The organism is Gimesia chilikensis, assembly GCF_008329715.1.
Taxonomy (GTDB): domain Bacteria; phylum Planctomycetota; class Planctomycetia; order Planctomycetales; family Planctomycetaceae; genus Gimesia; species Gimesia chilikensis.
Genome location: NZ_VTSR01000007.1, coordinates 618,728 through 640,751, shown reverse-complemented (window position 1 = coordinate 640,751; position 22,024 = coordinate 618,728). Strand labels below are relative to the sequence as shown.

The 22,024-nt window shown below is 52.1% G+C and carries 15 protein-coding genes and 1 tRNA gene; all 16 read right to left on the bottom strand.

Annotated elements, in window-relative coordinates:
* Positions 1-39: 39 nt before the first annotated feature.
* The 16 genes from FYZ48_RS12185 to FYZ48_RS12110 all read right to left on the bottom strand — a co-directional run bounded on the left by FYZ48_RS12185 (position 40) and on the right by FYZ48_RS12110 (position 21,998).
* Positions 40-1,578: a permease gene (locus FYZ48_RS12185; RefSeq protein WP_149340669.1), complete on the bottom strand. Its 1,539-nt coding sequence runs from the start codon at positions 1,576-1,578 to the stop codon at positions 40-42.
* A gap of 52 nt (positions 1,579-1,630) precedes the next feature.
* The gene (locus FYZ48_RS12180; protein ID WP_149340667.1) at positions 1,631-1,909 is read right to left on the bottom strand and encodes a hypothetical protein; all 279 of its coding nucleotides are present in this window, start codon (positions 1,907-1,909) and stop codon (positions 1,631-1,633) included.
* 242 nt (positions 1,910-2,151) lie between these two features.
* A complete protein-coding gene (locus FYZ48_RS12175; protein WP_242022611.1) occupies positions 2,152-3,132 on the bottom strand; it encodes an AAA family ATPase in 981 nt (326 codons plus the stop codon).
* Positions 3,133-3,167: 35 nt separating this feature from the next.
* Positions 3,168-5,507 (bottom strand): transglutaminase-like domain-containing protein, encoded by a 2,340-nt coding sequence (locus FYZ48_RS12170; protein WP_187781989.1) that lies wholly within the window; start codon positions 5,505-5,507, stop codon positions 3,168-3,170.
* Complete coding sequence (locus FYZ48_RS12165) at positions 5,497-6,783, bottom strand: DUF58 domain-containing protein (protein ID WP_149340662.1); 1,287 nt, start codon at positions 6,781-6,783, stop codon at positions 5,497-5,499. Before FYZ48_RS12165 ends, FYZ48_RS12170 begins: the two co-directional genes overlap by 11 nt.
* Positions 6,784-7,300: 517 nt before the next feature.
* The gene (locus tag FYZ48_RS12160; protein ID WP_149340660.1) at positions 7,301-8,269 is read right to left on the bottom strand and encodes a DUF1559 domain-containing protein; all 969 of its coding nucleotides are present in this window, start codon (positions 8,267-8,269) and stop codon (positions 7,301-7,303) included.
* A 304-nt stretch (positions 8,270-8,573) separates the two neighbouring features.
* The gene (locus tag FYZ48_RS12155) at positions 8,574-13,013 is read right to left on the bottom strand and encodes a cobaltochelatase subunit CobN (protein ID WP_149340658.1); all 4,440 of its coding nucleotides are present in this window, start codon (positions 13,011-13,013) and stop codon (positions 8,574-8,576) included.
* A 35-nt stretch (positions 13,014-13,048) separates the two neighbouring features.
* On the bottom strand, positions 13,049-13,471 hold the full coding sequence (locus tag FYZ48_RS12150; protein WP_149340656.1) for a DUF2149 domain-containing protein: 423 nt from the start codon (positions 13,469-13,471) through the stop codon (positions 13,049-13,051).
* The gene (locus FYZ48_RS12145) at positions 13,464-14,120 is read right to left on the bottom strand and encodes a MotA/TolQ/ExbB proton channel family protein (protein ID WP_149340654.1); all 657 of its coding nucleotides are present in this window, start codon (positions 14,118-14,120) and stop codon (positions 13,464-13,466) included. Before FYZ48_RS12145 ends, FYZ48_RS12150 begins: the two co-directional genes overlap by 8 nt.
* A gap of 34 nt (positions 14,121-14,154) precedes the next feature.
* The gene (locus FYZ48_RS12140; RefSeq protein WP_149340652.1) at positions 14,155-14,910 is read right to left on the bottom strand and encodes a hypothetical protein; all 756 of its coding nucleotides are present in this window, start codon (positions 14,908-14,910) and stop codon (positions 14,155-14,157) included.
* A gap of 317 nt (positions 14,911-15,227) precedes the next feature.
* Positions 15,228-15,956 carry a hypothetical protein gene (locus tag FYZ48_RS12135; RefSeq protein ID WP_149340650.1) on the bottom strand — a complete coding sequence of 243 codons (729 nt, stop codon included), beginning with the start codon at positions 15,954-15,956 and terminating at the stop codon, positions 15,228-15,230.
* A gap of 226 nt (positions 15,957-16,182) precedes the next feature.
* Complete coding sequence (locus FYZ48_RS12130) at positions 16,183-16,935, bottom strand: siderophore-interacting protein (protein ID WP_149340648.1); 753 nt, start codon at positions 16,933-16,935, stop codon at positions 16,183-16,185.
* 230 nt (positions 16,936-17,165) lie between these two features.
* Positions 17,166-17,239: transfer RNA gene (locus FYZ48_RS12125), tRNA-Pro, on the bottom strand.
* Positions 17,240-17,325: 86 nt separating this feature from the next.
* Positions 17,326-18,339, bottom strand: coding sequence for a tetratricopeptide repeat protein (locus tag FYZ48_RS12120; RefSeq protein ID WP_187781988.1), 1,014 nt, complete (start codon positions 18,337-18,339; stop codon positions 17,326-17,328).
* A gap of 306 nt (positions 18,340-18,645) precedes the next feature.
* Positions 18,646-21,030 carry a hypothetical protein gene (locus tag FYZ48_RS12115; RefSeq protein WP_149340644.1) on the bottom strand — a complete coding sequence of 795 codons (2,385 nt, stop codon included), beginning with the start codon at positions 21,028-21,030 and terminating at the stop codon, positions 18,646-18,648.
* Between the two features lie 158 nt (positions 21,031-21,188).
* Positions 21,189-21,998, bottom strand: a complete 810-nt coding sequence (locus FYZ48_RS12110) for a DUF1573 domain-containing protein (RefSeq protein WP_149340642.1) — start codon at positions 21,996-21,998, stop codon at positions 21,189-21,191.
* Between the last annotated feature and the right edge of the window lie 26 nt (positions 21,999-22,024).

The following is a 22,024-nucleotide window of genomic DNA, read 5'->3' as shown; positions in this document are numbered from 1 at the left end:
CAAGCTGAGGGTAGTGATGCGGGACTGGAGGCGACGAAATTAGTTCATGTCCTTGAGGTAAGCGTCCACCATGCGGCGATGTGTATGTTGTATATCCGCGACCAGACGACGTATCTCTTCATGTTCTTCGTCCTCAATCTCGTGGGCCAGCAGTTCCAGCTTTTCCCGCAGCAACTGAGCCTTCCAGTGATGGTATTCACTGAGATTCAGGTTTCGTAAATAGACGCCGACTTCCAGTTTGCGGGTCCAGTCATCATAGATGTCAATCCAGTATTTCGAGTGCGAGACGTTTCCGGAGAGGGCGCCGGAAAGCGCTTCCGTCTTGGCAATCGTCATCTCTTCGCATACCACATCCGGCGAGGGGTAATAAGAAAAACAGCCGACACCACTGGCAACGATCAGTCCGACCAGAATCAATATCCCCAGAACTGGGCCGGGAAGCACAATGTCATATTTTCCGGACTTCACTGGTTCGACTTTTTTCAGCCAGTCTTCGATTCGTCCACGGCGGTCCACTAACCTCAGAAGCAAACCGATCAGGATCACGCCCCCCAGAATGCCTGTTGAATAGATCTCATAGGGATCAATCACATGCTCCAACTTCTGTTTCGCTGTTTGATAGAAGCTGGTCGTTCCCGGGCTGAAAGGCTGACAATAAATATCGAACGCATGCGTGTGATCTGCCGGTTCAATATTGGTCGGAAAGAGCGGTTTCTCCACTCCATAGGCCAGTCCGACGATGACCAGCAGCAGGAGGGCAAACCAGACAATCGTTTTTTTCCAGTTGTAATTGCGAACGATCCAGGCCACCAGGCCCAGATTCACACCCGCACCGAGTACCAGCAGGATGAAGGCGGCACCGACCGAGTTGGCATGCTGAAACATTGATCCCAACTGAGACATCGCCAACATGGGAGTCGCATAGACGGGAATCGCTACACCGGTCATCAGCAGGGGGGCGTATGAATTATCGTAATTGACGGACCTCTGCAGACTGGCTTGTGGCAGAAATGCTCCCAGTAGAGCGACCCCAGAGAGGCCAATCAGGATATATACCAGGCTGGCCCCTGATGCTTCTTTCGCCGCACTGTAACCGACAGATAAAACGCGTTTCAATCCGTAGGGGATTGCCTGGTCATCGGCAGGCTGTTCTGTTTTCTCGGGGAATAGCCGATCCCAGATGGATCCCACCAAGGTGACGATGACCAGCGAGAAGAGTGCGAAGGTCAGGATCGTGACCGGCTCGGAAAGGGTCAGTCCGTAGAGCAGCGAAAGCGGATTAAACAGCGGGGCAGACATGGCGAAAGCAATAATCGTGCCTCCTGCCAGTCCTGCTTTCTTTAACTCTCGGGCAACTGGGATGACGCCCAGCGAACAGACCGGGAGCAGCATCCCGATCACCCAGGCCCGGAACAGAGAGGATCGGGTGCCTTCACCAAACAGCCTTCTGGTTTCTACGGAACCAAAGAATCGTTGAAAGATCGCTGCAGTAAACAAGCCTGCCAGAATGAAGGGAGCGGCTTCCAGCAGGCACTGTACGAAGCGGAGAGCGAAGCCCCAGAGATAGTATTGAATCATGACGAAGTTCCGAATCAGAAAGGGAAGTCAGACAAAATGAGCCCTGCGTCAGTTAACTTTGAAACTTCTTTGTTTCTGAGCGTCCCGTATACTGTTTTAATTTGTCGACCAGGAGAAAGTAGCGGCCGACCAGAGTGGCGTCGATCTGGGAGAAATCCGTCTGCTGAAATACCAACTTTAACTCTGTGGAAAGCTGTTTAACCTCATCCCAGTCCTTGTGTTTCAATTCGCTGTCCGCTGCCAGTTCGGGGATCCAGTCAATGATTTCCTCCAGTTGCTGTTTTTCCTCCTGGTTCACCGAGGCCGGACTCTGATTCAGCAGAGTTCTCATCCGGCTGTCCAGTTCTCTCACAATCTCTGTATAAGTTTTAGGCTTATGTTCCGGAATATGATGTTCCAGATGATCTTCTTCCGCAGTTGATTCCCCAGTCTGAGTGCATCCGGCCTGAAAAGTCCCCAGGAGACTACTCAGACACAATACGGTAATGACCGAAAATTGAATTTTGAAAAGAGGCTGATGTTGCATTGGTCTGCCTGTGATTACGAAAGAGAAGAAACTTTTGAGCAATGAATTCAGTTAGAAGACGGCAATGTATATTCGGGTAACTTCACCGATTTGAGTATCTCATCAATCAGTGCCCGGTTTTCAGACTGATCCACGCCCAGGCGAACACTGAGCACGGGCAAGGCTGTTTCCAGCAGATCGTCAGGGATGACATAATTTCTCTGCTGGAGAAAAGCGTGTGCTTGGGCAACCCGCTGCCAGGTCAGTAAACCGCGCGGACTCAATCCCAGGGTGACCTGAGTGTGTTTACGGGTCACATTTCCGATCTGAACCAGATAGCGTTGCACTGATTCTGCTACGGGAATCGCCACAATCTTGCGTTGCATATCCAGAAGTTCCTGCTCGCCAAACACCGGTTCCAGTTCATCGATCACATCGGCATTCTGATCGATGGCCGCAGCCAGCATGCGGATTTCATCGATTTCTTCCGGGTATCCGATGCTCAGCTTCATGGAAAACCGGTCGAGCTGTGCTTCGGGCAGGGGGTAGGTACCATGCTGGTCGATCGGGTTCTGTGTGGCGATCACGAAATAGTCCTGAGATAACTGGTAGCGAACCGCATCCACGGTCACCTGCCGCTCTGCCATCGCTTCGAGTAACGCACTCTGGGTACGGGGAGTCGCTCGATTGATCTCATCTGCCAGCATGATGTCAGAAAAGACGGGCCCCTGGCGAAATTCAAATTCATGTGTCTTCTGATTGAAAATGTTGAAGCCGGTGATATCGCTGGGCAGTAAGTCAGGCGTGCATTGCACTCTGGCAAACCGGCCCCCAATCAGGGTGGCGAGTGCTTTGGCCAGCATTGTCTTGCCCAGACCGGGGTGATCTTCCAGCAGCAGATGACCGCGGGAAAGCAGGCAGATGATCACATTGTCGATGACATCTGCTTTTCCCTTGAGAACCTGATTCAGTCTGTCTCTCAGTTGATCGACTCTGGAATATTCCTGTTGAAAATCCATCTGGATGTTTTTATGTAATAGAGATGTCATGAGTGCCTGATTATTAAAATGAATAAATGTGTCTGTCAGAGCGTCCGCTTAACCCAGCGGGCTTCGTTAATGATTCGATAACAACAGTCGCTAATCTGGTCTCTGCCAGGGATCTGAGTATAATCAGCAGTGCTGGGAGCAAAGGCGGCCCAGTTCACATAGTGAGCCAGTTCCGCCAGGCAGTTTGCGTTGACCGATAAATGTTCTGATTGCTGCCTGAACCACTGGTTGAGAGACATCGTCAGCGGGCGTTTCTGTCCCTGGCCTCTGATGCGTAATTCGAGCAGCCAGAGGGTTCTGAAAATCAACCGGCGGGTATCGCGGGGGCGATAGAGTCTGAGCCAGCCCGTGATCAGGCAGGCACTGATCTGATACCGGAAGAGGAAGACGCCGATGAGGCTTGCGAGTGCGATGCAACAGAAAACGAAGTGATTGCCGATCCAGTAGGTAGCAACCAGGATCGCTTCGACGGTTCTCTCGTATAAAGACAGGGGTGGGCCCAGCACTGCATAACCGGCTGTGGGCTCGATGGTACACCAGTCGCCAGGCCCCGGTCCGACTTTCACCTCTACCCAGAAATGGACATCGTCTGCACAGACCGGAGTATGGTCCGATTTCAAATCATAGTCGTCCGGGCTGGCGTAGAAGCCACTGACCAGCCTGGTCGAGTATCCCAGGGAACGTAGCATCAGGGCGGCGGATGAGGCAATCAGGTAATCCGGCCCTGCCTTGCTTTCGAACAGGAATTGATCCAGAGGCAACTGTTGTTTTCCATCAAAAGCGACTGAGCGATCTTGCTCGAAGTGTTCGCGGTGATACTGCTCAATTTTTTTAATGCGATCCCAGTCATTTTCCGTATCAGCGACGAGTTGATTTGCCAGTCCGCGAATTTTGGGGATCAGCGGTACTTCAGGTAGCGCGATGTAATGCTTCTGCTGATGCGACAGGGCAGCGAAGCGGGCATCGCGATACTGAATCGGTTTTTGATCGGGAAAATGGCTGATCAAATGCATGGGAACCAGGCGGGGCAACTCTTTGCGTTCGAGTTTCACGATGCTGTCCTGATACCAGCCAAACATATCAATGCGATCAACCAGGTCGATATGGATCTCGCGCAGGTGCAGCGGAGCTGGCAGCTGATTCGATTTCAGATGGTTATTGGTAATGACATGCAGTTCGTTCCTGCACTCCTGGGACAGCGTATGGGCTTTCCCATTCACAACCATCCAGGGCTTTTCAAAACGTTCTTTGAGCGTAATGCTCTTGTTAAAGTCTGTTTTTAATGGTTCGCTGAACCAGTTCACACCGTCGAAAATATCGTACGTCTCCATGCGCAGGTGCAGGGGAGTCCTGCCCGACACATGCAGTAACGCATCGGATGAAATACCATCTGACGATTTTTCAACTGCTGGTTTTTGATTTCTTGCAGTCGAAAAGTGACGGTTGATATTCTCGGCATCGGGCAGCTCTTTTTCCTCAATTTTCTGATCCTGCAGTTTCAACCCGATTGCCCGGTCAATGTTCTTCGAGATTTCCCCTGGTTCGTCGTATGTATCAGACATGATGTCGTAGAGGCTCGGGTCATCCGATGACATGAAAGGAGCGTTTTCAATGGGAGCAAAGCTGCGAATATCGTACTTGCCGGCCACCAGCAACTCTCCGTCCCCGAGTCCATCCCGGGCATGAAGGTCGCCTCGGCTGTCACCACCGGAACTGGGGATGATTCCCTTGAACGCATGGACTACTGGATTCTCACCGGAAAATGAGACGATCAGAAAGAGCAGCACTGCGATTGCGGACAGCAGCAGATATTTACCCAGATTCTGTTTTTTGACTGCCGGTAACAGGGCAATTCTCAGGCTGTTCCAGTGGGAATAAAACAGCCAGAAAAAGCCCAGTACGAGTTCCAGACCCGCGAGTGCAATCATGTCCGGTCCGGAATAAGTTGTGGCGGCACAGATCATCAGAAAGATCGATCCCCAGGCGGCAAAACGCTGGTATTTTCCCCAGCAACCGGCTGCAGCCATCACCAGAATGGTATTCTTGACCGCAAACATCAGGATCAGTTCAAAAGGCCTGCCAGTGCCAAAACAGATACGCTGAACAGGCTCCCAGGCCAGGCTGAGCAGCATGACGGCCAGCAGGATCAGGTTCACCGTCGATTCTGTACCTCCCCGTTTTTTGAGCGCAAGGAAGTACTTTGCCCCCAGAAAAGCCACAGCCACTTCGATGAGCGTGTTGACAGCGATCCATGTGCGGGAATATCTGCCATGAGAGTCAGAAATACAGAGCGCCAATGCCCCCGTCAGGACCATCGCGATGCTGACGTAATGCAGGATCCGGCTCTCCACAGATTTGGTTCGTTCAGCCTGCATAGCACGCTTTCTTCCAACTGTCGGTAAATACTTTTTGGCGACTCTCTTCAGGGCTGTCCAGGTGTAACCAGGGTTCGCATTCGCAGCTCGGTTCATTCCCCGATTGACGGGCAGGGGCATCCTGAACGACGATCATCCGGGAACGAAGACGATTCACTCCCTGATTGACCCTTTGGGAGAAACCACTGCTGTTCGTAACAATGAATTCAGGCAGGGGGGAAGCAGCGTGCTTTCGTACGGAATTCTCGAGTCCCCCGTTGGGGATGGAAGCCAGTTCATCGAGCAGTTTCTGCAGGTCTCTCTGATTTCCATCGCAGCGAAACAACTGATCGCCCACGAGGCATTCCACTGAAGCATGCTGATTTAACAGTGAGTGACAGATACTGGCTGTGATGCGAATCACCGCTTCCAGAGAGTCGTCGTTCCCATGCCGGTAATGCGATCGCTGGAGATCCGGAATTACACGCAGAGCACAAACCGCTGCTGCCTGGCGTTCGGTGACAATCATCTGGCCCTGCCTGGCGGATTGTGACCAGTGCACCCGCCTCAGGGAGTCGCCCAGTCGAAAGGCCCGGGTGCCGATCACATCGCCGTAATCACCCGCACGATGCGAAGTAAATCGATCTTCGCTGGAAGTGACCTCTCTTAACTCAGGCATGAAAGCCAGCTTGGAGATCTCCGGCCAGACGATCAACACGGAATCAACGGCTAGAGGAATCTTCTTCTTATATAACCCGAATGGGAAGGCGGTCTCCAGGAAAGCAGTGCTGGTTGAATAAATACCTCGTTTCCGGGGACTGAATTCCCAGATATATTCACTGGTTTTCCAGCCAGGAATACAGTCGATGGCAACTTCACACAGGTGGTCATCATGTTCTGAGAAGGGATGCCGCAGGTAAACACCCCAGGCGGGCCAGGGCCAGCTGTTTTTGACGACCAGTCTGGCACCGACAGATTCCCCGCACCGGGTACGAACTTTATTAAAGGAGAGTTCTGCAGAAAGTCCCTGCACGCTGATCCAGGGCCACAAGACGCCGACCAGAATGATCATCGCCAGGGCAGCCGCGATATACAGAATCGCCGTATTGACCAGCAGCCCGCAAATGAAGGCGGTCAAAATGCTGATCGCCAGACACCAGAACGGGTTTCTGACCCAGTAGACCCATTGATTGAGCTGGGGGCAGAAATCGTAATGGAGCAACGTGTTGACGGTGTCTAACCACGAATGAGCAGTCTCTGACTGCTTGTGACCATTCAGTTTATCTGGTTCATGCATAGTTCACCTGATACGCCCGGGAGAAATATATTTGATGATTATTTAAAGGGACTTCCTTGTCCCTGTGATAAGTGAAACGATCCGTCCTGATATGCCACACAAGTCCATACGGTCTGATTTGCCTGGTGTTTAATCCAGTAAAACCGTCTTTTATGGTGTGTTCCATGATAGACTTCAGGAGTTCCCTGCAGTTCCGGACTACCAACCATACTCGGGTTAGCTTTGAAATAGTGTGCCAGGAGGTCACCGTCTGACTTGCCAATCGCAGTCTCTCTTTGCCACTGCCCCCCATCAATCTCCAGAACTGCAGGCGGAGCGACAATTGTGGGGCTCTTCTGGTCTGTTCCCTCACCGGAACAGGCGGTCCACAGAACTGGGGCTGTCAGTAAAAACAGAGCAAGGTGTCGTCGAACAATAAAATGAGAGTTAACAAGCATGGGAAAGGTCAGAGCATTCATCGAGAAGTTAAAACAACGTTTCAAATCAAACAGTCTGGGGAGCAAGGCTATGCGAACGGTCAAAATTCACCCAAAACCTGACCATCAGCGCGACTGAACAGGTTACGCAGGGTCTCCAGGTGGATGTTCTCGCCCAGAAACCGCACACTTCCGTCACAGAGCAGAACATTGGCACCGCCAACATGCAGACTGCGTGCTCCTGACACAATCTCGCCGTGATGGACCACATCGGGAGATTGAGAGTTGGGGGGGAGATAACCGTGTACCAGGGTGCTGTATCCCAAGCCGCGAATCCAGGAGCTTGCTCGCCCTCCTTCGTAGGCAGTGGCGGCCCGGGAGACAAGATCATCGGAAGTTGCAGAGCAGGGACCTCCACCTGAGACGCGTTTCATTTGACGGTTGGGGTCCAGTAAGGTGGCGGTATCCGGTCCTCGATCCCCAAAGAGAGTTTCCGCCATGAAGATGGTGTTGGTAGTACCGTCCGTAATATCACGCAATCGCGTCGAAGAGCCTCGCCAGAAAAGACCATCATTTTCAGATGTGCAATATTCGGTATTGAGTCCAGAGCCTCCATTGACCAGGTAATTAGAACCAGCCCAGACAGTGCCGTTTGAATCGGTATAGAACACATTCCCTGCATCACTGGGGCACATGAAGATCGGGATCGTCTGTTTGGCAACATCTACCAGGGTAGGATTCAATGAGGCTGCCCAGGCGGGGCCTGAAAGCAGCGGTTCTCTGAAATCGATCAGATTGTGCAAATTTCCCTGGTCGATGTAAGGCAGCAATTGAGCGGAGGGGGAGTAACCATACAGCGAGTCGGCGGCCAGCAACGGTAGACGCGAATGTGTGGAATAGTAATTATGCAGCGCCAAGCCGAGTTGTTTCAGGTTGTTTTTGCACTGAGTTCGTCTGGCAGCTTCACGTGCCATCTGGACTGCGGGGAGCAGCAGGGCAATTAGAATGGCGATGATGGCAATCACCACCAGTAATTCGATCAGTGTGAAACCACGATGTTTGCGTTTCATGTTCTATACTCCAACGGATCTTGAAAAAGAGGTATCGAATCCGGCGTTAGGCGGCGGCTTGCCTGAATCTGTAACTGTTTACGCACAATACAGTAAATATACACATTAATGCAAATGCAAAGCAATTGCATTAATGTGTTTTTTATGAAAATGCCTTAGACATTAATACGCGCAGAGGAAATGCGGGCTGGAAACCTGTGAAGGGAGGGCGTACAGAGAGCATTGTATCCGAGAGAAGCCTCCCCTCGGATACATATCAGGAACTGATGAATCTGTCGTTGTTGTAATTGAGCAGACTATTGAGTCATGAGATCTGTCGTTTTTCTCTACGCAGAATACTGGAACCCAGGACGAAACAGATCACTCCAAAACAAACGAGGATCATCAGTGCCGGGCTCTGTTCGGGAATTACTTCCGCTTCGGTGGACTCTTGCTGAACTTCACTCATTTCAATCCCTTCGACTTCGGGCAATGACTGTGTCGGCTGGAGAGCCGCTGACAACGCGAGCTGATAGTCAGAGAGGGTAGTGGGACTGGTTTCGTTGCCTGGGGCATTTAACCGCTGCTTCAAATAATCATGAAATGCCTGATTGCCACACGTTTCATAAGAACAGGCAGCACCATGTTCGGCTACCAGTTCGGTATGCACTGCAGCCAGTTTCTGCAGGGTTTCTTTATCGGGAGTCCAGTACCCTTTGCGGGCCGTCTCCAGCATCACCGCAGTCATGTCCTGCAGTGCATACGGGTTTTTCTCTTCAAAGTATTCGCGCAGATTGAGGTTATGTTTGTCTTCAATGTAAACCTGAAAGGTTTCGTCCCACATATCCTGGCTGATAGCCGCTGGCTGCATGACATTCCAGCCATACATATTACGTACATTTTCAGTAAGTGAAGCAGCAGCGGAAGGCCCCTCACGCTGCATACTCTGAATAAAGCGGGGATTCCACAAGGCGGTCCGGGCTTCTTCGCGGATAGCGCCAATGGATGTGGTGACTTTGGCGCGACCGGGTTGTCTCAAGTCGCTGAAATAGCCCGTAGGGTCAGTCCCCGTTGTATCGCGAACAGCCAGGGTAATTCCCCCCATAAATTCATAAACGTGATCGAGTGAAAGTGGCCCCCACGTATTCGATGAGCGGGGATGCACGACCGCTTCGACTCCCTGCATTTGCGCTTCCAGCAGGCCCGGCAGAACCGTCCCCCAGCGGTCACCGTCCCGATAGACTCCCGACATATTCTGAATGTAGCGTTTCGCGACCTGACTTTCAGACTCCCAGGTATCTCCCCGTTCGACCATGCCCATGATCTGGGTACCATAACTACTGTTAGAGGCGGAGCCAAAAATTCGGGACGTAGCAAAATCCCGGGCATCTTTGGCTGACACGCCACCTTTTTTCAGGTCCTGCTCTGTCTGTTCAGTTCCTTCGCGCACGAAGTTCGGAAATATTTCCTGTTCCAGATTACTGGCAATCTGAACGGCATCATCAATCAGTTTGATCCGGGAAGCCGCAGCGTCGCGAAATTGACCAGACGTCTGGACCAAAACATCGATGCGTGGCCTCTGGAGTTCGTCTGAAGGAATGACTTCGACATCATAGACCACGCCACGCGAATTCCAGACCGGACGCATCCCCATCAGATACAGGATCTGAGCGATCGCAGTTCCTTTGCCTCGAATAAATTCACCTCCCCAAAGAGAGATTGCAACCTGACGGGGATAGTTGCCAGCGTGTGAGGCCTGATGCGCTGCCAGCATCTCATCTGTCAGTCTGACGCCAACCCTCCAGGCTTCCGGCGTGGGTGTCTGTTCTGCATTGATAGAATACAGATTACGTCCGGTGGGAATAGCATCCGAATTAACCAGCGGGTCTCCGCCACTGGAGGGGGCGATAAAACTGGCATTGAGAGCAGCGGTAATCTGCTCCAGTTCGCGTTCCGGAGAGATTTGCAGATTCCGCGCATTCCGTTGGGAGACTTCGATGAGCTCGATCAGTTTCTGTTGCTGCAGAGGAGATTTGACAATCATCGCTTTGAACTCGTTCACAGAGTTCCAGAGTCGTTTTATTTCAGGCTCCTCCTGGGGTTTTCTCGCGACTATAGGAGAGCCCGTTGTGAGCTTCACTCTTGGAGCGAGTTGCTGATCGTCGGTGGGCTGAGCATCAGCGCTTACGAAGATCAGTTGTGCAGCAGAGAATGACCGCGAACTATGATCAGCTGCTGGTGAATCGTTTACTGGGGGCTGTTTAGAATCAACTGGCTCTGCGTCTGCTGATTGAGTCCCTTGTTTCTGTTGTGGATCTTTCGGATGGGATGAGGAACTGCTTTTGCCGGGAGATGTCTGCTGATTGTGTTTTGCTTTCCCTTTCTGAGTAGCCCCGGAGAGTCCATCTGGTTTCTGTGCCGAGGCGGGAGACGTTCTCCGTTTTTCGGCTGCAACAGCTGCTTTGATTTGCGCCTGTTCGTCTGCACTGAAGAGTAAATCGGATTTCAGTTTTCCTGTGAGTACTTCGGAGACGAATTGTCGGGCCAGATCCTGTCGGTATTCCATCGAGTCTTGGTTCACCGGTTTTCCCAATGCAGCCAGTAACTGATCGACGCCTTGTTCCCCGAGCATGGCGGTAGCCGTCTGCTCAATCTGTTTCTCTCCCAGGTTGCGACCGATGACATGTAGTCCGTCGGTGATGGTCTGATCTTTCAACTGATGAATATAGTTGTGAACTTCAGTCAGTTCTGCTTCGGTTAACAGTCGATTGGTCAGTTCTTCTCCACTCAGCCCCAGATCTTCTGCGAGGTTGAGTTCATTCACCAGTTCCGTTACCGAACGGAGTGTCTCTTCTCGCAACAGGGGATCTTCTACCTGTTCCCAGTCATGAATTTTATCGTGCAGCAGAGAGAGGTCGCCGTAGAGTCCCGCCTCCATGAAAGGGGGCGTCAGATGGGAAACAATCACAGCATTGGAACGCCGTTTGGCAACCAGGGCTTCGCCGACGTTATTGATCACATAGGGATAAATGTGGGGGACATCGCCGATCAGAATATGTGGCCAGCAGTCTCGGCTCAGACAGTTTGATTTCCCATACGTAAATTCCAGGGAGCCATGCGTGCCAAAGTGCATGATCGCATCGGCCTGGAATCCATAACGAGCCCAAAGGTAGGCACCAAGATAAAAGTGTGGGGCAGCCTGGTCAGTCCCATGGATTGAGCTGATCTCGTCTTCCGTCTCGCCGCCTCCACCTACGGTTGGCTGGGGCATAATCACGACATTCCCCAACTGAATGCGGCTGATGACCAGATGAGGTTGGCCAGCAACGCTGGTGACCATTTTTTCGCCGGGTAATTCTCCCCAGAGATTGATGGTCTCCTGTTGCCGCTTCGGTGAGAGTGCCTTTTGGAACCATTCCGCATAGCGGGTGGCTGGGACCAGTTCCGGATCAGCTTCTTTGAGAAAATTCTCAAAGGCACCCAGGGCCCACTGTCCGAGTGTCTTGCCTTTTGCCTGGATGAGTGTGAACAAAGCGTCGGGTGATTCCGGGAGGGGACCGCCGAGATCGTAACCTTCAGATTGAAGACGCTGTATTGTGTTCCAGAGTGCGGGAGCGACTTCCAGACCGCCGGCAGACAATGCCGCCATGCCTGGGGACTTGTAATAGACAATGACAATCCGTTTCTCTGAATTTGGTTTTTTTCGTAACTTAAGCCAGTTCAGAAGAAGATTCACGCGATTTTCGATCTGATCGTCCATAGGAGCCCGAACATTGATCCCGCGTGCATTAGGTTCCATGGAAGAGACGACGATGGGTTCGATGATGCCATCCAGTTCAGGGGCCGTGATCGACTGACCCATGAAGCCTCCTTCCATTCCGCGTTCGTCGTTGAGCCAGCGTTCACGGTTTGAGAGTAACGGAAGCGCGCTGACGATCGGGCAGTTCAGCTCGCGGAGCAGTTGGTCTCCCTGTCCCCCATACGAGAAGCGACCGTGTGGGAAAGTCAGTATCAGATCGGGCTGGACAGCCTGCAGAAGAGAGAAAGCTTCCGTACGACCAAAAATGGGATAGACCTTCGCACCGCCTGCTTCCAACTGCCGAATAATAACATCTACCGGCTCCCGGTTCATTTTGTCCTGTGGATCCATGAAACCGGCTAACAGAGCGACTCGAGGTGGTTCAGTATCTCTGGTTGATGTCTGTGTCGCAGCGAACGCTTCATAGTCCGCCAGTGACTCAAAGATTTTTCCGTCCAGGTGGAAAAATCCATACTGAGGAACTTCAATCAGCGCGGGGACTTCGACTTCCCGGCCCCCCAGGTGATGGGCTGCATAATGAGCCATGCCGATGAGATTATCTTCTCCGCCATGCTTTAAATAGTCGGCTATCTGCTGACGATGTGCTTCCGGCAGACTGTTCTGCTGGCTAGACAGGGCATTGGTTGCGGTTCGGATATAAAAGTGCGTTCCCGCTGCACGGGCACGTGCGATCCGTGCTACCTGTTCGGGGGTGAGATTCAGACCCTGCCCGCGAATGAAAACCAGATTGTAATTCAGGAGGTTGGCAGAATCGATGCCTGCATCGGGATAACGGTGTAACGCGTAGGGGGTCTGCTGCAAAGCGTTTTCCCAGTTCGCCCAGTCGGTGTCGGAAAAACCGATAGTGGCAATCCGAAAGGGGCGGAGATATTCATAGTACGCCCAGAGTCCGCCTGAAAAGCAAAGGGCCAACAGTACAACAGAGGTTAAATATTTCTTGAACATCGTTAATCTTCATCAATATGGAATGTCAGTAGAAATTACGGGGTACCAGTCGGCTCACCCTCTGCAGGCACATAGATCACTCGCCCGTCTGGTAACTGGTACGCCTGCCCCAGCAGTTGACCTTTGCCCGCTCCCTTCGATTGGGAGGCCTCATACTGTTTAATTTCCTGTCCCTCTTTGACGATGATTTCCATCTCGGATGTGCCAGGGTCTGTGATGATGGTGTAATCCTTATCCTTGAGCAGGGCCGGGACCTGCAGATAGGAAATCAGTGAGACCATCAGGGCAACCGCGAAAACCATGGCAACATCAAAGAGGTTGGCCAGTGCTGCCAACGGGTCATCCTCTGTGTCGTCTGACAGCCGGGAAGATGTTCCTGTTCGCAGGGTACGAAGCTGCTGCAGTCGGTTCCCCTGCTGTGACTGATTTGTGGAGACTAGATGACTCTGTTCAGACATGGATACGGTCTCCTGCATCTCGAGTCCGAGTGTTGATCGACTTTTCTTCCTGTTGATGTTCAGAAGGCTCTGGCAGCCCGCAGAGTCGTTCTGCAGCGAAATTGAGTAAAGAGAGATCAGCCTGGTACCAGTGTTTGTGGATCGTAACCAGGTAACCAGCGAGCATACCGACGAATAGACCCAGTACGGTAGTGGAGAAGGCAATGACCAGGTTATTGCTCATCGTCTGAATATCGCCGACTGCCAGGCCAACCAGGGCTGGTCCGAGTGGAATCAAGGTTCCCATCAGTCCCAGGCTGGGGCCGAGTTTCACCATTCCCCGAAGCAGGTCTACTTTCCGTTGCCAGTGCATTTCAGCTTGGGAAATACTGTAAGCGATCCGTGGTAGATCATCTCCTGCAAAACGAATCTGTTGCAACGTCCTGAGAAATTCCTCATTACCAGAGGTTTCAGGCCATTCTGCCTCGTTTTGTTGGATGGCCAGTTCGACGGTCTGACGCTGCTCGCGATGCTGATTGCGACTCAGAAATTCCTGTAGAGTCCGTCCACATTGGGTCAGGACTCTGATCAACGAAAATAACAGCAGCAGCATGACCGGGATCAGCAGAGCATTGGACAAGATGTAAAATACATGGGTGATTTGATTCATGGTATTAAAACTTTTGGATGTGTTGAGTAAAAAACTAGGATGATTTACCGTCTGACGGAGCTTGAATCTGACGCCTCTGGTGGTTTCGTTCCAGCAGGAAGCCAGCTGCGACTAAAGCCACGGTAATCAGCACCGCCAGTCCGGATTCCTGAATTAACTGTCGGAATGTTTGAGTCGTCTGGACGCCAGGCAGGGATTGACCGAGAGTGGTGAGTAGTCCTGCGAGAATGCCAGTCGTCAAACAGCAGGCAATCTGAAAGCGTAATACGAAGGTCTGTTTCAACCAGGCTCCCAATAAGCAGAGCAGAGACATGCTCAATGCCAGAAAGACGCCTACCCCGATACCTGCCAGTTCAGGCCGGGCACCTGCTTGAGAGGACAGCCATTGCAATTCCAGCAGGAGTGCAAAGACGATTACAGCAGGTGAGGGAATACAGCTGAGAAACCCCAGGGCTGTTCGCCAGCGTTCGGGACAGGAACTGGAAACAGAGTGCAGAGCGGCCACCAGGCAGCTTGCTGTCAGGAATAGCTGTCCCCCACAGAGCAGGAGTAGCGAATCACGGGACAGCAGGGCGGTTTTAATATCGAAGAGTGTCCTGGAATCGGCAATCGGATTTAGCAGAAAGCCTGTGAGTCCCACCAGCCCTGCAGCAAATGGAACCAGGTACCACTGACGCGAGACAACCAGACCTGCCGACTGGCTGACCCAGGCGACGAAATACAGTACAAGTAGCAGGGCCATCTCGGAACTGTTTCCCGCAGACGGCACGATATGGTTCAGGTAATCCATGTAGAATCTCACTTCAAGTACTGTTTGTGTCGGATGGGTGAGAATCGAATATAATTACACTCAAGTGCAAATGCAATACTATTGCATAAAAGAAGTGTGTGTATTAAGATGATGTTAAGAGCTGGCTATGATTCGACCGGCACAGGGTTCTGTGTGAGATCTTCCCAGGCAGGTGATGCTCCAGACGTCCACAGGCTCAGAGTCGGGAGTGGGTGAATGGGAGCAGTGATGCGCCCTTGCCTGGCGGAAAAGGGGCTGATGCAGAAATCGAAACCAGAAGTGGGGACTGTGGTAGGGGAGACAGGAATCCGAACCCGTTACAGGGGTGAGGGCAGTTCGCTCACCTTACGTCTCAGACGCATTGTTTCAGGGTAGTCGTACGTCAGTAGCAGTGCTCCCTCAGCGGCATGTTTCTCGAATAAATTAGCGATCAGATAGTCTTCACCGGGCCACGGGTAGGAAAAAACAAGATCAAAATCTTCGAGACTGTATTGGAGCTCATCGTATCCATCTTCCGCATCTGTGATGAGCCAGGAATACTCGGCGTTGTTTTCGACATACGCCTCTTCGGCAATTAATTCCGCGCCTGAGGGAATGAAACTACCTAAGGCGAACTCGACCGGCAGACCAAAATCATCTGCCAGCCTGCGGGCTGCGTCAACGAGGTCCTGGTCAACTTCAATGCCACAGGCTGTATACTCAAGCATTGAGGCAAGCGAGGCCACTACACCGAAACCGCTACCCCATTCGCACATCATATCGCCAGGGGCAAGATTCTCATCGGTGATGGCTTGCAGAGCGTGATAAACGGTTTTGAAATCACTGGGGATGAAGCTGCTGGCGCGACGTGGATTATTCTCAAGAAACTGACTGACTCTCATATCCGCTTCACGAAGAAAGCGATCAATCTCATCGGGCAAGACCGAACCGTGATTTGAAATTTCAATATCCACTAAAGGCACAATAAATAATCCTGCAAGGACTTCGACTCGGTGAGTTATCCAGGAGTGGTTTTCATTCCATATGGAAATGGTTGCCAGATACAACTCTGGGGAGACCAACCCGTCGCTTTGACGAATGGTAGTTGAGGGGAAGATGCGAGGTCAACTGGCGGAGACCGTGTTTGTCCTGTGAGCCGAGATTAAAGTGATGTGTCTTAACAGAGAAGTCAGAAGAGTTACTGACGGCGACGTCAGGATGCACACTCTGATGTAAGCCCAGGAAACCATTAAAGTGGTGTTTCAGACACACGGCATGTCCGAAATGGTACGACTAGCCTGCTCCCGCAGACTGTTCGTTATCTAGGCGTTTCGCCTGTTTGTGCCCTTCATCGGACTGCCCGAGTTTCCAGTAGCTCGACAAGTATAAGTGACTGTCAGGAAGTTTGTGTTCTTCCTTGAAGAAATGCCTGAGTTTCCGCATGCTGTTGAATTCGCAGGCGGACCAGACGGCTGGTTGGCCTGCCTGCCAGGGTAAGGCTTTGACTTTTGAAATCAGAAAGCTTCCCTCAGGATCCGGCTGGGGATTGACTTCCCAGTGGAATTTCAGACCAGCGGGTGCTTTCAGAGTCTGGATATCTGTTTCGCTGGGAATCTCGATGATGACATGTCCGCTGGCATCGTCGGGCAACTGCTCCAGGTTGACGCTGATCGCTGGTAATGCGGCCATATCACCGACCAGCAGAAACCAGTCAGCGTCATGATTGATCAATTTTTTCGGGCCGGGATCGCCGACCTGGATCCGGTCTCCCGGTTGCGCCTGTTTCGCCCAGGAGGACGCGGGCCCCAGGGGATCGTGTAGCACAAAGTCGAGGTCAATTTCCATCGGACGCTGTTGTCTGATAGTATAAGATCGTTTCTGTGGGGGCTGGTCATCTGCTTGTGGAAACATCAGTTTCACGTAAGCGCTTTCCTGATTGCTGGGATAATCGGCCATGGCAGCGCCGCCCAAAGTGATTCGCAACATATGCTCCGTGATTCTGGTTGTGCGAATCACTTCTAATTCTCTGACGGGCCGATTAGCCATGGAGTTTATCTCTCGTTATGTGGGAATGCTCAATGACGCAGATTCAATCATAGCGCATGCCGTCTCGGGATACAAATTGAGGGCATGCAGATAATGGTTGCCTGTCACTGGGGGGCGTTTTTAAACAGCCCGGAGTGTTTTGAGAATGGGTATCAAACTACAACAAATAAAGACCACTTACTGAAACAGAACCTGTTTCGATAAGTGGTCTTTTGTGTTTGACTTAAGAGTCGGGATGACAAGATTTGAACTTGCGACCTCTGCGTCCCGAACGCAGCGCTCTACCAGGCTGAGCCACATCCCGTGGGAGTCTTATTCTATCATGACGACATGTCCGGTCAACGCAGTCGGATACAAAGTCTCGCGACTTTTTGACCGAAATCATGAAAATCAATAGGGTTGGACAACGGGAGCTGCGCCGGCTGTGGCTGGTTCTGTCGGGTAATGAGCTGGATCAACGTTGATTGGCTCAGGTGCGGTTGCAACACCGTAGGGGACAGGTTGGCCAACTGCTCCGGGAGCCACCAGCATGGGCTGTGAGGCAACGCTGCCGGTGGAGTAGGCATTCGCATGGCTGATCTGCGGTGAGTTCATCATAGCCACAGTCCCGCTGGAAGCACTGCCGGTGTAGGTGGGAAGAGGGTGTGTGTAGCTGGCCTGCGCGGTGCGTGTCTGGTAACGGAACATGCTGCCATTACCCAGCGGGCCATGTTCCCATCCTTTCGCGACAATCCGGTCCTGCGGGCTGGCGGGGGCATATGGTTTTTTCAATGAAGCGATCCGGGACTGAACCTGTGGCTGATACCATTCAGACTGGAGGGACTGCTCGTACATCGCCAGAGCTTCTTCGTTACGGCCACTCTGCTGATAGACCTGCCCCATGTGAGCTAAAACTTTGGGATGGTTGGGGTCAATGTTCGCAGCAGCTTTCAGAGACTGTTCTGCTCCTGTCATGTCACCATTCTGTTGCAGCAGCCAGGCCATTTCCAGGTGAGACTCTGCAATGTAAGGCTGAGTGTCCCGCCAGGCGGTAATGTGCTGAGCGGCTTCCTGTTGACGTCCCTGGCTGATCATGAGTTCCGCCAGTCCGTGATGTGAAGGCTGGTGAGTCGGATCAACTCGTAGGGCATTGCGGTAGGTCTGTTCCGCACCGGCCAGATCACCTTCTTTTTCCATTACGACTGCCAGATTATGGACGTAGTCGGGATTTGTTGGATTATTTGCGATTGCCCGGGTAAAAGCTGCATGCGCCTGAGCATAATCCCCACGTTGATAGTAACCATTTCCCATTTCGTTACTGGCCACGCCATGCATGGTATTACAGCCGGATAACGTCAGTGTTCCCAGTGAAAATAAGATTGCCAGATTGCAGAGAACCGAAAATCTGTTTCGAGTTGAGTGCATCGTGCACAGCTCCATCGTTTGTAAGTATGGGCTCAGAACTCATTTCTGAGTGTCATACTGTCGGAAAATGGTTTAGTTCGGGGGGATAGTTTTTGTTGACGAATTGAAACTCATCGGGATAGGACTGGGAGAGAGGTGGGCGAAAGATAACAGTCGTTAAAAAATCGAGCAAGAGGAGTTCGTTGATTTTTTCACGTTTTTTGATGTGATATCGGGAATTAATTGCGAAGCTAAGTCCATAATTAATCCTGTGATAGAGCCAGACTCGAATCCGTGCGGACTCGGGTCTGGTTTGGTGCTTTGATCTCAGTTGATCGGATTAAATGACTTTTCCGGTGGATTCACAGGGGCAGCCTGGGGTTCTACCAGCGAGCCATGTTTTTCAATGTGGGAGAACCAGCGCCGAGCTGTTGACCGTCGTTGTGTGGGGGTCGCAATGTCAGAGTAGTCGATGGGACGGTCTGTCAGTTCGTGAATATAATTGAAAGCCTGTTCCCGGACAGCAACATGTGGATGTTCCAGCCACTCTACCAGTCTGCCTGAGATGAAACGATCCTGGGCATCCTGTTTCTGGAAGCCCCAGAGCAGGCGTTCCATCGTTTCTGCCATCTCGGGGGAAAACTGTTTCTGGAGTGCTGCTGTGAGCAACTCGCCGTTTTGCGGATCACGTAAGAGCCAGTTTCGAATCCCATTTACAGCTTCCATTCGGGACTCGTGATGGTCAACTTCATTCAGTACCTTCACCAGTTCCTGGTAACGGTTGGTTAACGCCAGAGATTTGGTTGCCAGGTCGGATATGTTGGGTTTCAAATCTTTGGTAATGGCGGGCATGGTAAGGGAGACCAGCTGATCGTCTTTCAGCTCTTTGGCAAAAGCCGCGATTTGACGACGGGCCAGGTAGGAATTGTCTTTGTAGTTAGGTTCGACCCAATGCGGAACCCGCAGGGGTTTATCTCCAACAGAAGGATTGATTCGTCCGGCCTTACGATCTTTAGCGGAGAGTGACATCCAGTGGCCGGCATCGATGGTGTGCACCTTGCCGGATCCATCTGAGAAGCGGATCATCCCCGAATAGGCATACAGGATCCCTGTGTAGTTGTCAGGGCCGGGTTTCTGGTCGGGGTGGGTAGGTTGTACGGGATCGATTTCAATGCCACACACGCTGTCGCGTGTGACCAGTTCGATACGCCACAGCTCATCATTGACTTTGATCGACAGAGTTGGTCCAGCTGCGTCCCGGGCATCATTCAGGCCACGGGAGGCTTCGATTCTCAGACGGCCTTCCTGGATCTTGAACCCCATCTCGGCGGCCTTGTTTTTACCTTGATAAGTCACCTCTGTTCCGGGCAGTAAAACTACTTTGCACAGGGCTTCGGGGATATTAATCCGCGCGGTGAACGGTGCGGGTGAGGCGACTGCGGAACCAGCCTGAATCGGCATCACCTTCGAGAGGATTAACCAGTCATTTTTGTCGGCCAGTTCACGTTTCTGATCGACCTGGGCCAGGAAGAATCCATCTTCTGATTCAATTTGTGCAGCCGGTGCTTTCTGAGCGGCATCCGCCATTTCAATTTTCGCTGGTGCTGCAGGAGCGGCATTTTCAGGAGTTTTACTGTTCAAGGCTACGGTATTATCTGCTGGTTTAGCAGGTGCAGCCGGTGGTGTTGTCGGAGGTTCAGCAGGTGTTGTCGTGCCGGGGGTGGCCGGCAGCAGGTTCTCCACGGGGGGCTTAGCGGGAACTGCAGTAGGAGCAACTGTTTCTGCATCAGCGGGCGGTGGTGCATCAAATGCAGGGGGTTTGGTATTCATAGCCACGGTGTCACCGGCAGGCTCCGGTTTGGGGGGAACCGGTGTCGTTTTAGCTGGTTGTTTTTCAGGGGGCGTCGCTGCGACGTCAGCTCCCGGCTCTGCTGACGCAGGCGCCGATTTTTCTGGTGTCGGCTCCTGGGGTTTAGATAAATCAACTTCTTGGTTGTCAACCTGATTGTCAGCCACTTGTGGCGTGGCATCAGTCTGTGTGAAGAATGACGGGAAAAAGGTTGGATCGTTGAAGAACAGGCCAGCCCAGACGACTGCGGTGAGCAGAATCAGGACGTAAGGCGTAAAACGCTTCCAGAGCGGTTTGGTTTTCAGGTAGTCGGGAATCCGAGAGGAAAAAGGTTCTGGTTCTCGAGCGGGAATAGACTGTTGTGGAGGCGGAGTACTGGTTCTGACGGGAGCCGTTGCGGCAACTGGCTGAGGGGCAGCCGGAGGTTCAGCAACAGCCGTCTGAGTCTGAGGGGCCGCTTCTGTCTGGTCGCTGCGCAGTGCTGGTCCCAGGGCGTAAATTCGTTCTCTGGTATCAGGGTTAACGGTGGCTGGTTCCCCCAGAACCAGGGTCAGGATCTGATGGGAAGCGGCGACTTCCACCAGATTAACATCCGAGTTCAGGCAGATCTTTTCCACATCGGCAACACTTTCCGGGGGGAGTGTGTTGTCGAGATACTCAGAGACCGTGTTCGGGTCGAGGTTAGAGCCGGGGCCTTCGACTTCCGGAGCAGTCAGGCGGCGTCTGCGTAACACATCTTTGATTCGTTCTACCAGCGAGGAGGCGTAACTGCTCTCCTCCAGTTTTTTGCCGATTTCTTTGATCTGGGCCGGCTCTAAAACATCATCCAGATAAGCGATCAGAGTTCTGAGTGTTAAACGCATGCTGCACCATTGTTGAGCTGAAAGAAGTTAATAATTTAAAGAGAACTCGGGGTTCTCTATTATTATTAGTGGTGCAGGCGTCGAGATTTCGTACAGAAATAGTCAGAAAAAAGTCTTAGAAGTCACAAAAACTGCTGATCGCAGGGTTTGAGGACGCCTCAATTAGCCTGAGGTGAAGCGACTTCGGGCCTGAGAACGGTTTTCTGATCGGGGCCCTGGATAATAAGGGGCACATAGAGTTCCGGGAAATCGGTGTCGTTGGTTTTAATCACAACCAGGCCGTCATGTTTTCCCGGGGGCACAAGATCTTCTACGATCACATCCACTTTTTGTTGTCGGAGACCATCGTTGTTTTCCAGTGCACCGAGTTCCACCTTGGCATATTTGGATGTGCTCTTGACGTTGGTGATTTCAAAATCTTTACCGCCACGATAATCGGAGACTGTCACGGGGTGGACGGTGCGTCCGGGGGTGAACTGGTAGATCACCAGTGCTTTCGGTTTAACAACCAGTCTGCGAATGGGGAGTTCCACTTTGAAGGTCAAACGGGCCACGCGTTCCATCGTATCTTCGTATTTGAAGTCGACGAAGAGCTCCTTCTGTCCGGGAGATTCACCCGCCGTTTCCATTTTGAGGATGAACTCGCCTGATTCATGAGGTTCATAGACCCGTTTCTCCAGATGAGGTTGCAGACAGCCACAGCTGGGAATGAGTTCTTTGACTGTGACGGTCTGATCGCTCAGGTTTTTGAAGCGAAATCGGGCACCGACGACACGTTCGGTCTCTTTAATCATTCCCCGGTCGACGAGAAATGTTTCAAATGCCAGAGCAGGGCGAGGGGCTCCTGCCATCGATTTCTGCACGGTAGAACCATTCCAGTACGCGATACTGGAAAGGACGAATGGTAGAGTGGCCAGAGTAAGTAAGCTGCGTCTGGTCCATTTTGACTGTAAGATTCGATTGAGCATGGCATCCGTGCCTGTCTGAATGATTA